Annotated in this window: 14 protein-coding genes; 12 read left to right on the top strand and 2 right to left on the bottom strand. The window is 62.8% G+C overall.

Annotated elements, in window-relative coordinates:
• Positions 1–15: 15 nt before the first annotated feature.
• Positions 16–2334 carry a 6-phosphofructokinase gene (locus NSJP_RS04130; protein WP_172834147.1) on the bottom strand — a complete coding sequence of 773 codons (2319 nt, stop codon included), beginning with the start codon at positions 2332–2334 and terminating at the stop codon, positions 16–18.
• A 154-nt stretch (positions 2335–2488) separates the two neighbouring features.
• Between NSJP_RS04130 and pyk the strand changes: the two genes are divergently transcribed.
• The 9 genes from pyk (at position 2489) to NSJP_RS04085 (ending at position 11279) form a co-directional block, all read left to right on the top strand.
• Positions 2489–3943 carry a pyruvate kinase gene (gene pyk / locus NSJP_RS04125; protein WP_080885666.1) on the top strand — a complete coding sequence of 485 codons (1455 nt, stop codon included), beginning with the start codon at positions 2489–2491 and terminating at the stop codon, positions 3941–3943.
• On the top strand, positions 3940–4497 hold the full coding sequence (locus NSJP_RS04120) for a hypothetical protein (RefSeq protein WP_080885665.1): 558 nt from the start codon (positions 3940–3942) through the stop codon (positions 4495–4497). Before pyk ends, NSJP_RS04120 begins: the two co-directional genes overlap by 4 nt.
• Positions 4497–5144, top strand: a complete 648-nt coding sequence (locus NSJP_RS04115; RefSeq protein WP_080885664.1) for an HAD family hydrolase — start codon at positions 4497–4499, stop codon at positions 5142–5144. The genes NSJP_RS04120 and NSJP_RS04115 overlap by 1 nt, the downstream gene beginning before the upstream one ends.
• 38 nt (positions 5145–5182) lie before the next feature.
• Positions 5183–6766 carry a M16 family metallopeptidase gene (locus tag NSJP_RS04110; RefSeq protein ID WP_231989488.1) on the top strand — a complete coding sequence of 528 codons (1584 nt, stop codon included), beginning with the start codon at positions 5183–5185 and terminating at the stop codon, positions 6764–6766.
• A complete protein-coding gene (locus NSJP_RS04105; protein WP_080885663.1) occupies positions 6763–8235 on the top strand; it encodes a M16 family metallopeptidase in 1473 nt (490 codons plus the stop codon). Before NSJP_RS04110 ends, NSJP_RS04105 begins: the two co-directional genes overlap by 4 nt.
• A gap of 19 nt (positions 8236–8254) precedes the next feature.
• The gene (locus NSJP_RS04100) at positions 8255–8548 is read left to right on the top strand and encodes a GYD domain-containing protein (protein WP_080885662.1); all 294 of its coding nucleotides are present in this window, start codon (positions 8255–8257) and stop codon (positions 8546–8548) included.
• A 9-nt stretch (positions 8549–8557) separates the two neighbouring features.
• Positions 8558–9430, top strand: coding sequence for an MBL fold metallo-hydrolase (locus NSJP_RS04095; protein ID WP_172834146.1), 873 nt, complete (start codon positions 8558–8560; stop codon positions 9428–9430).
• A gap of 11 nt (positions 9431–9441) precedes the next feature.
• Positions 9442–10419 (top strand): site-2 protease family protein, encoded by a 978-nt coding sequence (locus tag NSJP_RS04090; protein ID WP_080885660.1) that lies wholly within the window; start codon positions 9442–9444, stop codon positions 10417–10419.
• 77 nt (positions 10420–10496) lie between these two features.
• The gene (locus NSJP_RS04085) at positions 10497–11279 is read left to right on the top strand and encodes a hypothetical protein (RefSeq protein ID WP_080885659.1); all 783 of its coding nucleotides are present in this window, start codon (positions 10497–10499) and stop codon (positions 11277–11279) included.
• Positions 11280–11295: 16 nt separating this feature from the next.
• Here NSJP_RS04085 and NSJP_RS04080 read toward each other — a convergent pair whose 3' ends face one another.
• A complete protein-coding gene (locus NSJP_RS04080; RefSeq protein ID WP_172834145.1) occupies positions 11296–11898 on the bottom strand; it encodes an acetate uptake transporter in 603 nt (200 codons plus the stop codon).
• Between the two features lie 178 nt (positions 11899–12076).
• Between NSJP_RS04080 and NSJP_RS04075 the strand changes: the two genes are divergently transcribed.
• The 3 genes from NSJP_RS04075 (at position 12077) to kdpA (ending at position 14708) form a co-directional block, all read left to right on the top strand.
• Positions 12077–12562 (top strand): Lcl C-terminal domain-containing protein, encoded by a 486-nt coding sequence (locus NSJP_RS04075; RefSeq protein ID WP_080885657.1) that lies wholly within the window; start codon positions 12077–12079, stop codon positions 12560–12562.
• A 251-nt stretch (positions 12563–12813) separates the two neighbouring features.
• Complete coding sequence (gene kdpF / locus NSJP_RS04070; RefSeq protein ID WP_080885656.1) at positions 12814–12903, top strand: K(+)-transporting ATPase subunit F; 90 nt, start codon at positions 12814–12816, stop codon at positions 12901–12903.
• Positions 12903–14708 carry a potassium-transporting ATPase subunit KdpA gene (gene kdpA, locus NSJP_RS04065; protein ID WP_080885655.1) on the top strand — a complete coding sequence of 602 codons (1806 nt, stop codon included), beginning with the start codon at positions 12903–12905 and terminating at the stop codon, positions 14706–14708. Before kdpF ends, kdpA begins: the two co-directional genes overlap by 1 nt.
• The last annotated feature ends 5 nt before the right edge of the window (positions 14709–14713 follow it).

Genomic DNA, 14713 nt, shown 5'->3' with positions numbered 1-14713 from the left:
GCGGACGCCGGCCGGTCAATCTCCCGCTTCGCTTCCGTGCATCCGGGCGAAAAGCGCCCAATTGAAAGGTTTGGCCGCTACGGCGTGGAGCGGGATGGTCGCGATGGTTCCCTGATCACGATAGGCGACCATGCAGCCCACGATCGTTTCAGGCGCTTCCACCACCCGCCGGACCGTTTCGTACGCCAGGTGTTGGGCGATGGTCTTGTCCTCCGGCGTGGGCGGCGCGCCTCTCAGGGTATGGCCGAGAATGGTGGCTTTGGTGGCCAACGTCAGCGGATACTGATCGGCTTTCACTTGACGCTGCGGCCACTGTGCGATCGTTTCGGCGACGTGGTCGACCAGGCCGTGCACGCCTCCTTCCCGATGATGACGGTGTGGCGTGCGCTCGGCCACCACGAACAAATGGCTCTTGTTGGGAACACCCAACGTGCGTTTCAGCGTCCCGAGGATGATCTCGTCGATATAGGCGTCCGGATCGGGATGCTCGTTCACCAAGAGGCCTTCCGCCCGCGCTTGATAGGCGCACGCCAGGGCCAAGTGTCCCGATCCGGCGCCCATGACTTCGACGAAAAAAATGCTGCCCATCGCCGAACTCGTGGCCTTGAGCGATTCGATCGACTGATTGGCGAGCGCCACGGCCGAATGAAAGCCGAGCGAGGTGGTGCCGTCGATGTTGTTGTCGATGGTGCCCGGAAGCCCGATCACCTGGACGCCGAAGTTTTCGTAGATGGCTCGCGCGCCGCGCAGGCTGCCGTCGCCTCCCAGCACAACGACGACGCTGTCGTTGAGGTACGGGGCGAGATGTTTCATCGCGGCCTGCTGGACCCGCTCGTCTTTGAAGTCTTCAAACCGGCTGCTGCCGATGGGGCTGCTGGCCAGGCTGCTCATCCCCCGCGTGTGGTGTTCGGTGACCGGTTCGATCCAGTTGTTCGCGAGACCGAGAAAGCCGTGACGGACGAAACGCACATCGAGGCCGAACCGGTTGCCGGTGACGCGCAATTCCTTCAGCGCGGCCCCGGCTCCCGCGAAGTCTCCTCCGGACACCAGGGCCACGAGCCGTTTGACCTGCCGCGGTTTAAGGGCGACGCGATCCCGGCGTTCCCGCTCCACCGTCTGCCACGCCTCCCGCGCGATCCGTTCCCGTTCGGAAAGGCCCACGGCCGTGGAGTAGCCCGACAACCGTCCCTGTTCGAAGGTCAGGAGCACCACGTTGTCCTGGCTCTCCTTATAATCGCTGAACTCCGTAAAGGCTTCATGAAAGGGTCGCGCGTCCAGGTAGATCATCAGCGCGCGGAGCGTCGAGCTGTGCGTGTACAAACAGGCCACCTTGCCCGGGTTCGCACGCCCGACGCCGTGGAGACCGTCGATGACGTCCACGTACAGGTCGAAGAAGGAGTTGCCGCCCGGGTAGCAATACAGGGGATCCTTGAGCAGCGCTTTCGCACTCTTCACGTCGACGCCGAACGCCCTGGCCGCTTCCTCGGCCTCCAGCGTTTTCTCCATCCCCGTGACCCACCCGAAGTCCGATGACTCCAGCGCCGGTTCGAGCGCCGGCTTCGGTCTCGATTCGCTGTCCGGGACGAGGGCCGCGACCACGCGGTGGAGGAGTTGTTCGGTATTGGGACTGCGGCTGATGAAATGCAGGAAGGCGCGCGGATTGAGATAGTTGGACAGGTGGAGGAAATCGAGTTGCTGGGCGACCACGCCGACCATGCGGGCCAAGGCGGCTCCGACCGAATCGGCACGAGGAAACCCCCGTTCCGGATCAAGGCGGTTCATCAAGCGGCGTCCGACCCGGTGGGTCTTGCTCTCGACCCGGGAGACGCCGTGCCGCATCGTGAACAGCAGGGTCCGGCCCGTGAGGTCGCGGGGTAACAGCCAGAATCGATCGTCGCCGAGGTCCAGGACGATCCGGCCTTCGGCCAGCTGGGGCGTGAGGTCGGCGCGGGGCACGATGGCCACCGGCCGGCGGTGCGTGGGTTTCGACACCGTCTTGATCGGGATGTGCAACAGCGGTTGAAGCTCTCCGGACGCCAGGCATGTGTTCCAGGCGGCAAAGAATACCAGCGGATCGCCCGCGCAGTGGTCCGCGAAGAGCGTCGTGCGCGCCGCCCGATAAGCGGCGGCGTCTTCGAATCCCGTTTTGGCACGGTGAACGAACGTACGAACGGCCTCCACGGCGGCTTCGGCTGCTCGACGTCGGTCGGCGGTCGTGGCCGGTAGGGCGGGAAGGAGCAGATCGTCGCTCGGCTGTCGTCGCGCCAGGCATTCCCCGTACGCCAACAGTCCGTCGATCGTCACGAAATCAAGTCGCCGCGATGGATGTTCCATGGGACCTCCCGCAACACGCGTCGGGCTCGAAGAATCTTTGCGGCGGGAATTCTCGTTTGTTAGAATGACCCGTCGCCACGCAAGAAGAACGGTGTTTTTCCGCCTGCAATGATTGGGTGATGGTTCCTGTCTTGTCAAGCACGAAGAGCATGGCATGAGAAAAGCGAAGATCGTCTGCACGATCGGCCCGGCCAGTGAGTCGTTGGACGTCCTGAGCCGCCTCATCGAACAGGGGATGGACGCGGCGCGCCTGAATTTCTCCCACGGCACGCACGACTCGCATCGCCGAGCCATCCGCTCCATTCGAGAAGCCGCCGCCAGCCGGCAGGCTGCGGTCGCCATCATTCAAGACGTTCAAGGGCCGCGCATCAGGGTGGACGAGGTCGGCGAGAAGGGCCTGGACGTGGCGCCCGGGCAATCGGTCCGATTGCAGACGGCCCTGGCCCGGTCCGGGGGCCAGCTGGCTGCCGCGTCCGGAGCGCCGGCCGGTGGACAGATCGACATTCCCGTGAGCTATCCACACCTGGCTCGCGACGTGAGGCCGGGGGGCCGCATTCTCATCGACGACGGCCTGATCGAGTTGACCGTGACGCGAATCGCCGGCGGCGCGGTCGAGTGTCTGGTCGTCACCGGCGGCCGCATCACCTCGCACAAGGGCATCAACCTGCCCGGAACGAACGTCAGCGCGCCCACGCTGACGGACAAGGACCGCGAGGACATCCGGTTCGGAGTCGCGGCGGGCGTGGATTATGTGGCGCTGTCGTTCGTCCGTGGACCGGAGGATATTGCAGCCGCGAAGCAGCTGGTGGCAGCCTGCGGGCGGGATGTGCCGATTATCGCCAAGATCGAACGCGTCGAGGCCGTAAATGCGTTGCCCGCCATCCTGGACGCCGCTGACGGCGTCATGATCGCGCGCGGCGACTTGGGCGTCGAAATGGGAGCCGAAGCCGTACCTGTTCTGCAGAAGCGCATTATCGTGGAAGCCAACCACCGCCGCCGGCTGGTCATTACGGCAACCCAGATGTTGGAATCCATGACCCAGCGCGCCAGCCCGACCAGGGCGGAAGCGTCCGACGTCGCCAACGCGGTGTTCGACGGCACTGACGCCGTGATGCTGTCGGCGGAAACGGCCATCGGCCGCTATCCGGTCGAAACGGTTCGGGTCATGGACCGGATCGTCCGGGCCGCGGAGGAGGGGATCGCGGCATCGGCCTCGCGCAGGCGTGACGCGGACGGCGACGCCCGGTCCTGTTCGGAGGCCATCTGTACCGCGGCGTCGACGGCCGCCTCGGCCATCACGGCCAGCGCGATCGTGGCATTCAGCGAGTTGGGCTCGACGGCGCGATTGATTTCCAAACAGCGGCCCGTCGCGCCGATCATTGCGTTTACGCCGTTCGAACCCATTCGCCAGCGGATGGCGCTCTATTGGGGCGTGACGCCGCATTGCATGCACCAGATCGCGCAAACGGACGAACGCGTCCACGAGGCGGAGCGACGCTTGAAGGCTGAGGGGATCGTGAAGCCGGGTGAACGGATCGTCATCCTGTCGGGCACGCGGATCGGGCAGCCGGGAGGCACGAATCTCATGAAGCTGCACGAGGTCCCATGAGACGGACGTCCGTCCGCCCGGTGCTGGCGCTTCTGAGTCTCCTGGGGCTGATGGTGTTTCACGGGTCGGCGGCCGGACAAACCGGCGGTCTGGATCATTCGCCCGCCGAGATCGTGAAAAAATATTTCCAGCTCGACCAAAAGGGCGCGCGTCTGGATTCCTTGTCGTTCGAAGCGATCGCCCCGTTTATCGATTGGCGGGACGAGCCGACCTGGGGGCGCATCGTGGTCATCCGCGGCTTCACCGTCGCGGAGCACTACACTCAGTGGGACATCGTCGATCGCCTGGAAGTGGTGGTGCCGGTGGCGTTTCAAATCATCGGATCCGTCTATCTTGAAACCGCCGGATTCGTCCCCGAGGCCGGTACGGAGGAAGTCCGCGTGCGGGTCAAATCGGTCAAGAATCGCTGGAGGATCATCGAGCCGGTGCTGCCTCCGCACGTCGGTCAAAAGCGAATGCTCAACCTGGTGCGCGAGGCGTGGGTCAAGGAAGGCGAGCAGGACAAGCGGGATCGGCTCGCCGGGTTGGAGGATGAATTGCGGAAGGTGAAGTAATGGGAAAGACGCCGGTCGACTTGCTGATATTCGATCTGGACGGTACGCTGATCGAATCGAAATGGGACATCGCCGCGTCCGTGAACTTGACGCTGGCCGAACTGGGATTGCCGCAGCGCCCGCTCGAGGAGATTTTCGGTTTCGTCGGGGACGGGGTGAAGAAGTTGCTCAGACAGGCGGTGGGAGACGACAACCCGGACCGATTCGACGAAGCCCTGCGGGTCTTTCGGGGGCATTACTTGGCGCATTGCCTCGATCGCACGCGTTTCTATCCGGGCATCGAGCGGATGTTGCAACATTTCGGGCGTACCAGCAAGGCGGTGGCCACCAACAAGTCCATCGAATTCACCAACGTCATTCTACAGGGCCTGGGCGCTCAACACTTCCAATTCGTCGTCGGCGGCGACAACGGATTCGGCCTCAAGCCTGAGCCGGGGATGCTGCGGCACATCATGGAGCGCCTGAACGCGTCGCCGGAGCGGACCGTGTTGGTGGGGGACAGCACCAACGACATCAACGGCGGCCATAATGCCGGAATCCGGGTCTGCGCGGTCGGCTACGGTATGGGAAACCGGGAGCGCATGACCGCCTGCCGTCCCGACTGGTTCATTGAACGACCGGAGGAACTCATGGAGATTTTCGAATGAACGGAGAAACGGTGCAGGTGGGGCATGAAAGATATGACGTGAAACGATGGATCTCGGGGGCGAAGCACGCCTGCCTGGCGGCGGCGATGGTGCTTGCCCTCGGGCAGCCTGGTCCCGTTGCTGCGGCCTCTTCCGGATTGGCCGAGCGGGTCATCGAGCATAAGTTGGCCAACGGTTTGACGGTGCTCATGGTCGAGCGCCACCAGACGCCCATCGTCTCGATCAACATGACGTTCTCGGTCGGCGGGGTCAACGAACAGGTCGGACAGACCGGACTCGCACATTTATACGAGCACATGGCCTTCAAGGGGACCAGGACGATCGGGACCAAGGACTACGCCAAAGAAAAGCCGATCCTCGATGAGTTGTCGCGCGCCGGCACGGAGCTCGAGCAGCGGCAGCGCGAAGCGGCCCGGCGATCACAAGAGCGCCCGGCCGGACCGGACGAACTCGCCGCCATCGCGGCCTTGCAGCAGCGCGTGAAGGATCTGCAGGACCAGGCCGCCCAGTACGTGTCCGGCAACGAAATGGCGCTGCTCTACCAGCGGCACGGCGGGGTGGGATTGAACGCGGCGACCGGGAAGGACCTGACCCGGTACATGATCAATCTGCCCTCCAATCGCTTGCCACTGTGGGCGGCAATCGAGGCCGATCGCATGGCCAACCCCGTCCTCCGTGAATTTTACAAGGAGCGGGGCGTGGTCATGGAAGAACGGCGCCTGCGCAACGACGACAGCCCGAGCGGGCTGCTCTTTGAAACCTTTACCTCGGCCGCCTTCCGCGCCCACCCCTACGGGGTTCCGACGATCGGATGGGAATCGGACATTCTGTCCTTGACGCCGGCTACCACGGAAGAGTTTTTCAAGACCTATTACGGTCCCGGCCGCGCCACGATCGGCATCGTGGGCGACATCAATCCGAAGGACGTGATCGCCTTGATCGAACGGACGTTCGGGAAGATTCCCGCTGCACCGCCGCCGCCGCAGATCGTGACGGTCGAGCCGCCGCAGCGAGGCGAGCGCCGGGTGGAAGTGGAGTTCGACGCGGAGCCTTCCTTGGCCATCGGCTTTCACAAACCGGCTCTGGGGCATCCAGATGATTACGTGTTCGACGTGATCGATGAAATCCTGACGGACGGACTGACATCGCGCCTGTACACCAAACTGGTCCTGGGCGGCAGACTGGCCTCAGCGGTCAATTCGGACGCCAATTATCCGGGCGTGCGCGCGCCCAATCTGTTCGTGCTGCAGGCGACTCCGCTGGCCCCCCACACGGCGGCGGAGGTCGAGGCCGCAATCCTGGCCGAATTGGAGCGGCTCAAGCGCGAGCCGGTGACCACGACGGAATTGGAGAAGGTGCTCAACAATCTTGACGCGGACATGGTCCGCGCCTTGCGCTCCAACAGCGGGCTTGCTTCCCAACTCGCCCTGTATCAGACGGTGGCGGGGGACTGGCGATACATGCTCAACGCACGGGACAAGATCGCGGCGGTCATGCCGGCGGACATTCAACGCGTGGCCTCCGAATATTTCACCAAATCGAATCGAACCGTGGCGACGCTGGTCAAGACAGTCGCGGTCAAACAAGCGGCCGCGGTGTCGGCCAGTGAGGTGACTCGATGACGCGTGTGAATGGCGTGCGATCGACCATGCGGTGGGCCGGATGCGCATTGGGAGCGGCCGCGGTCGCATTCCTGCTTCCGCTGATCGTCGCCGCGGGCGGCGATGCGCCGACCGCCGATCCGAGGGTGATGAAGTTCGATCCGGTCGAATTCACCCCGCCCGATCCGGACCGGGTGGTGTTCGAGAACGGGATGGTGGTCTATCTTCTCGAGGACCATGAATTGCCGTTGATCACCCTCTCTGCGACGCTGCGCACCGGGGCGTGGCTCGATCCGGGGGAGAAAGTGGGGCTGGCCGCGCTTACGGGCACGGTCATGCGCACCGGCGGCGGCGGCACGCGTTCGGCCGAACAGGTGGATCAGGAACTCGAGCAGTTCGCCGGCGACGTGGGTATTGCCATCGGACGGCTCTCCGGTTCCGCCTCCCTCGACGTCTTGAACAAGGATTTCAAGCGCGGCCTCGACATCTTCGCGGGGCTGATCCGGTCTCCTTCCTTCGAACCGGCGCGACTGGAACTCGCCAAGCTTCAAGCGATCGAAGGCATCCGGCGGCGACAGGACAATCCCGGGTCGATTGTCAGCCGTGAATTCCTCAAACAGCTCTACGGTTCCGACCATCCGAGCGCCAGGGAGAGCACGGTCGAGTCCATCCGCCGGATCACGCGCGCCGACCTCGTGGCCTTTCACGGAAAGACCGTCTATCCGAACGGCATGATCCTGGGCGTGACCGGCGACTTCCGCAGGGACGATATGCTGGCGATGCTGCGGGCGACCTTTGGCGACTGGAAAAAGGGAGACGTGCCGGATTTGAAAATTCCCGATGCCAGGGAGTCAACGGGCTCGGCGCCCGCGATCCGGTTCGTCGGCAAGGAAACCTCGCAGACGCATCTTCGAGTCGGCCATCTGTCCATCAAGGAGACCGATCCGGACTATGCGGCCTTGGCCTTGGCCAACGATATTCTCGGCGGAAGTTCGTTCCGGAGCCGCCTGTTCAACGACGTCCGGACCAAGCGGGGGTTGGCCTATTCGGTCGGGAGCCGTCTCACCGCGGGGGTGCACGATCAGGGCATCTGGCTGATGCGGGCTGAAACCAAGCTGCCGTCGACCCAGGAGGTGATCACCCGGTTCGTGGCCAATCTCGAGCGCATCCGCACCGACGTGGTGTCGGAGGAGGAGCTGGCCGAAGCGAAGGAAGCGTACGTCAACTCGTTCGTCTTTTCGTTTCCAAATTCCGCCGCCGTCGTCAATCGATTGATCGAGCTGGAATACGACGGATTACCGAAGGATTTTCTGCAGCAGTTGCGCGCCCGCGTCGTCGCGCTCAAGCGGGAAGAACTGCTGGCGGCGGCGCGGAAACATCTTCATCCTGACCGGCTGACGATCGTGGCCGTCGGACCGGGCGGCGCGCTGCCGAAGATGTTGTCCGGATTCGGGGATGTCAAGGAAATCAGGCTTGAGCCGGAAAGTTAAGGCTGCCGAGGAGGTCGCAATGGTGACCTATGTCATGCTGCTCAGCTGGACGGATCAGGGGATCAAGAACGTGAAAGATTCGCCGAAGCGGCTGGATGCCGTGAAGAAACTGGCAAAGGAGTTGGGCGGCGAGGTCAGATCCTTTTACATGACGTTGGGACAATATGATCTGGTGCTCATCCTCGACATGCCGAACAACGACAAACAGGCCGCGTTTGCGCTGAAGCTCGGCTCGTCGGGAAACGTCCGCTCGACGACGCTGAAAGCCTTTCCCGAAGAGGACTACCGCCGCATCCTCGGCACGCTCGTCTAGCAGGCGGGCGTGCCGACGGCAAGATGCACCGGATACCTCATGCCGCTGGAAGACGATCTGAGCGACATCCTGAAGAAGGCCCGCGGAGGGCTTGGTCTTTCGGTTCGCGAGGTCGCGGTCGCATCCGGGTTGAGCGAGGCGGACGTCACCGGACTCGAACGGGGACACAAGCCGCCGGATCGCCGAACGGTTCGGGCATTGGCCGGAGTTCTGGCCCTCAAGCCCGATCCGCTCGTCGGCATGGCGATCGAGAACTGGCGGCCGGCCGACCGGCAGAAGCTCCCGTGGGTCGAAACCGTCTACGGATCAGTCGGGGGATACGGCGTGCAAGGCTACCTGCTCCATGACGATGGTGAGGCCCTGATCGTCGATACGGGCTACAACGCACCGGCCATGATCTCGGCACTCAACGAGCGCCGTTTACGCCTGGTCGGCATCTGCTTGACCCACGGCCATTCCGACCATGCCAGGGGAATCGAGGAGTTGCTGGCTCATCGCGAGGTGCCCGTGTATCTCGGAAATGACGACCGCAGCCTCCTGGATTGGCGGCCGCGGGCCGGACTTCTCACGTCGCCCCATGACGGCTTGGTCGTCAGAGTGGGAGCCAGAACGGTCCGATGTCTCGCCACGCCGGGTCACACCGCCGGCGGGATCTGCTACCAGGCGGATGATCAGGAGCAGCCGACCTGTTTCGTCGGTGACACACTCTTTGCCGGTTCGATCGGGCGCTCGAATCCCTTCACCCTGTACGAGACCCATCTCGATTCGGTCCGCCGCCGTCTCCTGACGCTTCCGGGCGATGTCCGCCTGCTGCCGGGACATGGTCCGGGGACGACCGTGGCCGAAGAGCGGGAGCATAACCCCTTCGCCTCCCTCGGTTGAAGAAGTGCGGCATGGAACCTGTCGACGGCCATCAGTCGATTCCCTTCACGGACCGCGAGGACTCCCGACGTGGAGCAGGCCCCGTTGCGCCGACCGACGAGCCGGACCTCGATGCCGCCGACGAACCGTCAGTCTTCTCCCAGTGGATCCTTCCTCTGCTGCTGCTCTGCCTCACGATCTTCACGACATTGTGGGCCGGCGCGTACCAGGCCTACAGCGGAATGGTGGGAGGTCCGGTCGATTTTCTCCTGACCCATCCGGCCGGGCTCTGGAAAGGAGTGCCGTTTGCGGGGACGCTGTTGTTCATCCTCGTCACTCACGAGCTCGGGCACTATGTGTTGTCGAAAATTCATCGCGTTCCCGCCTCGCTGCCCCTCTTCATCCCTGGCCCGCCGCATTTTATCGGAACGTTCGGCGCCATCATCCGCATGCGCGGACCGATCCTCAATCGCCGGGCGCTGTTCGATATCGGCGTCGCGGGACCTCTTGCCGGTTTCGTCGTCGCGGTGATTGCGCTGATTATAGGACTCGGCTTCTCCCAGGTCGTGGACCGGAACGCCACGTTCGGACTGCAGTTGGGAGAGCCGCTCCTGCTGCAGTTTCTCTCCTGGGTCGTGATCGGCTCGCTCCCGCCTGAGGCGGATGTCGTCCTGCATCCCGTGGCCTTTGCCGCCTGGTTCGGTCTCTTCGTGACGTCCTTGAATCTTATTCCCATCGGGCAGCTCGACGGCGGACATGTCGCCTATGCGTTGTGGGGCCCGCGGCAGCGCACGATGGCGTTTGCCATTGTGCCGGTATTGATCGTCCTCGGATTCGTCGGATGGCCCGGCTGGTTCGTATGGGCGTTCATGGCCGGTCTGTGGGGTCTTGGACATCCTCCGGTCCGGAATCCGAACGTGCCGCTCGGCACGGCCAGAATGATCGTGGGATGGCTGACCCTGCTGGTCTTCGTCGTCACCTTCGCGCCGATTCCCTTTTCCTTTCATTAAAGAACGTCGGCCGTACGGCAGCCGGATAAATCGGACAATTGCTTGCCCGATCAGGCGGTCCTTCGTAAGGTGAGGAGGTGAAATCGTCCACCGCCTCATCGGTCCGTTGTTCCGTCTGTGCCGCCGTGCAGAAGGCCTTCAGCCCCGTGTGCCGCACATGCGGGAAAGTATTGGCCGCGTCCCGTTTGAGCACGGCCTCTCCTCGGGGAGGGCAAAGGACTTCACAGGGTCGTCCGGGGGAAGACCTCGTCGCCCGGGCCTATAAGTGGCTGCTCGAGACGGACCAGGATGAAGGCCGCCTGGCGTTCATCTGGCGCACCGTGGTCTGGCTGGTCCTCCTCAGATGGAGTTGGTTGTTCATGGCGGCACCGTGGGGATCGAACGCAGCAGGCGAGTCCTTCCTGCACCTGGTGAATCTGCCGTTCCATGAAGCGGGCCATCTTCTGTTCATGCCGTTCGGACGGTTCATGATGTTCCTTGGAGGCACGCTCGGCCAAGTGCTGATGCCCGTAATCTGTCTCGGAACCTTCCTCATGAAGACACACGACCCGTTCGGGGCTGCGGTGGCGCTGTGGTGGACCGGGGAAAACCTCCTCGATATCGCGCCGTACATCGATGACGCGCGGTCGTTGGATCTCGTGCTATTGGGAGGCGTGACCGGACGGGACACCGACGGGCATGATTGGGAGAACATCTTGGGCATGCTCGGCTGGCTTGAATACGATCATCGTCTCGCGCATCTGGTCAACAACGCGGGAATTCTCATGATGCTGGCGGCGCTCCTCTGGAGCGGTGCATTGCTGCTCCGTCATTTTCGGAGATGTCGGATGTCGAGGAATGAGCCGGCGCCGCCCGGCTAGCGCCGGCTCCCGTCCGTCAAATCGGAAGGGCCCCTCTTTGATGCAGTAACGCGGGTCCCAGCGGCACCAGCTGACGGCCCGTAAAGGCCTGCGTCAGACTGGCCACCGCATGATAGAAGGCCATCAGTCCCACGATGATATGGAGCAGACCGGGAGGCGTCTCGGTCAGCAGGCCGAGCTGGACGAGGACCGTCGAGGAGAACGTGATGGTGATGACGAAGTGCAGCATGCAGAGCGTGGCGTTGCGATAGGCCGTGAGATAGACCATCACGGCGGAGAAGGCGGCGTACACGAAATTGATCGGCGCATACAGGACCATGTCGAGGTGGAAGGACGTGCTTTCGCTGACCAGTTTGGCCGAGCAGACCGTAAGCCAAAAAAATCCGTACATGGTCAGCGCGGTGCCTCCGAGTTGCTCGTGATACCGGATGTCCGTAATCCCCGCCAAAATCTGAACGACCCCGCCGAAGATCAGTGCGATCACGAGCGTTCCGACTTGGTTCGATTCGGGGATACCGCCCACCTGGGCCACGCCCAACGTCAAGGCTCCGACAGCAAGGCCGAACAACCCGATGGCCAATACGTCAATTCGTCGACGGTGCTCTTCCGCTTCGCTCATATTCGATTCCTCCGTTGATTGTCGGGGGCTACGGCGATCGCCGGGATCGTGCGGGTGACGGCTCTCGCGAATCGGCTCGTAGCATGCCCGAGGCGCCATTGAAAAGACAAGCCGTCTCCGGCAGACTGCGGAGTCCTCACAGGGACACCATCGAATCGTCACGGCAGAAAGGGACGCCATGAACAAGCGAGTACGCGTTCACATCGCATCCATACTGGCGGGAGCGGGGTGTGCAGTGGTGCTCTGGTCGCCTGGAAGTCTTGCGGAACAGAGCGCGGCTCGGTTCACGCTCGTGCTGGAGGGTGCCGCCGTCAAAGATGCCAGCACCGGCCTGATTTGGGAGCAGGATCCGGATCGGGAACATGACGTCTGGAGCCGGTCGATCGAGCGCTGCAAGGCGAAGGAAGTAGGAGGGCGGCACACGTGGCGCGCTCCGTCCGTCGACGAGCTGAAAAGCCTGATCGACCAGTCGCAGCACGATCCGGCGCTGCCGCCGGGCCATCCCTTTTCAAACATCAAGTCCGAGATCTACTGGACGGCGACGCCGGATCCCAAGGACGACATCGTCGCCTGGCAGGTCAGTTTCTTCAGCGGTGAGCCCGTGACCGACCAGAAGTCCGGCACCCGCCGCATGTGGTGCGTCCTCGACGAACCGAAACCCTGACGCACGGTTCTTCACCTTCCGACCTTCTCGCCTCAGACACGCACGAATCGCCGGAATCCGGCGTCTTTTTTACTCGTTCACGACGCGTCGAGCCGAAATTTTGACACCGTTTTTACGCGGTCGTTGATAGCGTTGGCGCGTGAGATGAATGAGGTCATGGATGGACGTGCTCTTGCTCGGTTTGACGGTCGGGTTTTTTATCCTCTCGGTCTGGCTCGTCCGGGCGTTGGACCGGCTGCAGTGAGGTACTCATGGCCCTGATGTACTGGATCGGCGCCATCCTTTCCACGGCCGCGCTCATCTACCTCCTGGTTGCGTTGCTCAAGCCGGAGAAGTTCTGATGACGCTCAATGCGTTCGTCCAAACCCTGGTCCTTCTCATCGTGCTGCTGGGGCTGGTCAAACCGCTGGGCTGGTACATGGCGCGAGTGTATCAGGTGAAGCCTTGCGGTCTGGACCGGCTGCTTGGCCCCGCTGAACGGGCCTTATATCGGCTATGCGGCATTCGTCACGCCGAGGAAATGGATTGGAAGACCTACGGCATCGCCATGTTGCTCTTCAATGCCGCCGGTGTCCTGTTTCTGTACGGACTACAACGGCTGCAGCACGTCTTGCCGCTGAACCCGGCCGGCCTCGGAGCCGTCTCTCCGGAGTTGGCTTTCAACACGGCGGCCAGTTTTGTCACCAACACCAACTGGCAGGCCTACGGGGGAGAGACGACATTGAGCTATCTGACACAGATGCTGGGGCCGACGGCTCAAAACTTCCTGTCCGCGGCGACCGGTATGGCCGTTCTGGTGGCCCTGATCCGTGGGTTGACCGGCCGCAGTTCCTCGACGATCGGCAACTTTTGGGTCGATGTGACTCGAGGCACGCTGTACATTCTTCTTCCCCTCGCACTCGTGTTGTCCCTGCTTCTGGTCTCGCAGGGCGTGGTCCAAACGTTCCATGCCTACCAGCCTGTGGCGCTGGTACAGCCGATTGACTATGACAAACCGGTCATGGATTCCAGCGTCCGGCCGGTGCTCGATGAAAGTGGGAAATCCAAGACGGAAGCTGCGACGGCAACCGAGCAAATTCTTGCTGTGGGTCCTGCGGCTTCACAAATCGCCATCAAGCAACTCGGCACGAACGGCGGCGGGTTCTTCAACGTCAATAGCGCGCATCCGTTTGAAAATCCCACGCCCTGGTCCAACGGCTTGGAGCTCTTGGCGATACTCCTCATCCCCGCCGCCCTCTGTTACACCTTCGGCGTCATGGCCGGAGACAGCCGTCAGGGATGGGCCATGCTCGCCGCCATGACGATTCTCCTGTGCTGTTTCATCCCACTCGGCCTGTGGGCCGAACAGAGAGGCCATCCCCTGCTGGCAAGCGCGGGCGTGGATCAGCAGGTATCCGATGGTCAATCCGGCGGCAACATGGAGGGCAAGGAACTGCGGTTCGGCATCGCCGGTTCGGTTTTGTGGTCGACGGCCACCACTGCCGCCTCAAACGGATCGGTGAACTCGATGTTGGATTCCTATACGCCGCTGGGCGGCTTCGGCCCGCTGCTCCTCATGCAGTTCGGTGAAGTGGTCTTCGGCGGGGTGGGATCCGGGTTGTACGGCATGATCGTGTTGGCCGTCGTCTCGGTGTTCGTCGCCGGCCTGATGGTGGGGCGGACGCCGGAGTATCTCGGCAAGAAAATCGAGCCCTACGAAATGAAAATGGCGTCGATGCTGATCTTGATCATGCCGTTGATCGTGCTGGGATGTACGGCGGTCGCAGTCAGCACCACGGCCGGGACGTCTTCGATATTGAATCCCGGTATTCACGGATTCAGTGAAATCCTGTATGCGTTTGCGTCTCAGGGCAATAACAACGGGAGTGCATTCGCCGGTCTGAACGCCAATACACCGTTCTATAACCTCGCCGGCGGCTTCGCGATGCTTGTCTCGCGGTTCTGGCTTGCGATCCCGACGCTCGCGCTGGCCGGCGCCCTGGCCGGGAAGAAACCGATACCGGCCGGCCCCGGCACCTTGCCCACTCACACGCCTCTATTTGTTCTCCTGTTGATCTGTGTGGTCATCATGATCGGGGCGTTGACGTTTCTTCCGGCTCTGGCCTTGGGCCCTCTGGTCGAAGATTTGGTAATGCACGGTCGATAAACGAG

This window comes from Nitrospira japonica (assembly GCF_900169565.1).
GTDB lineage: Bacteria > Nitrospirota > Nitrospiria > Nitrospirales > Nitrospiraceae > Nitrospira_C > Nitrospira_C japonica_A.
Note: the sequence above shows the minus strand (reverse complement) of the source record. Positions and strands in the feature narration are given on the sequence as shown.

Coding starts and splice junctions, on each gene's coding strand:
- pyk (WP_080885666.1), top strand. CDS start 2,489: ATGAGAAAAGCGAAGATCGTCTGCACGATCGGCCCGGCCAGTGAGTCG.
- NSJP_RS04115 (WP_080885664.1), top strand. CDS start 4,497: ATGGGAAAGACGCCGGTCGACTTGCTGATATTCGATCTGGACGGTACG.
- kdpA (WP_080885655.1), top strand. CDS start 12,903: ATGACGCTCAATGCGTTCGTCCAAACCCTGGTCCTTCTCATCGTGCTG.
- NSJP_RS04090 (WP_080885660.1), top strand. CDS start 9,442: ATGGAACCTGTCGACGGCCATCAGTCGATTCCCTTCACGGACCGCGAG.
- NSJP_RS04120 (WP_080885665.1), top strand. CDS start 3,940: ATGAGACGGACGTCCGTCCGCCCGGTGCTGGCGCTTCTGAGTCTCCTG.
- NSJP_RS04105 (WP_080885663.1), top strand. CDS start 6,763: ATGACGCGTGTGAATGGCGTGCGATCGACCATGCGGTGGGCCGGATGC.
- kdpF (WP_080885656.1), top strand. CDS start 12,814: ATGGCCCTGATGTACTGGATCGGCGCCATCCTTTCCACGGCCGCGCTC.
- NSJP_RS04100 (WP_080885662.1), top strand. CDS start 8,255: ATGGTGACCTATGTCATGCTGCTCAGCTGGACGGATCAGGGGATCAAG.
- NSJP_RS04075 (WP_080885657.1), top strand. CDS start 12,077: ATGAACAAGCGAGTACGCGTTCACATCGCATCCATACTGGCGGGAGCG.
- NSJP_RS04130 (WP_172834147.1), bottom strand. CDS start 2,334: ATGGAACATCCATCGCGGCGACTTGATTTCGTGACGATCGACGGACTG.
- NSJP_RS04080 (WP_172834145.1), bottom strand. CDS start 11,898: ATGAGCGAAGCGGAAGAGCACCGTCGACGAATTGACGTATTGGCCATC.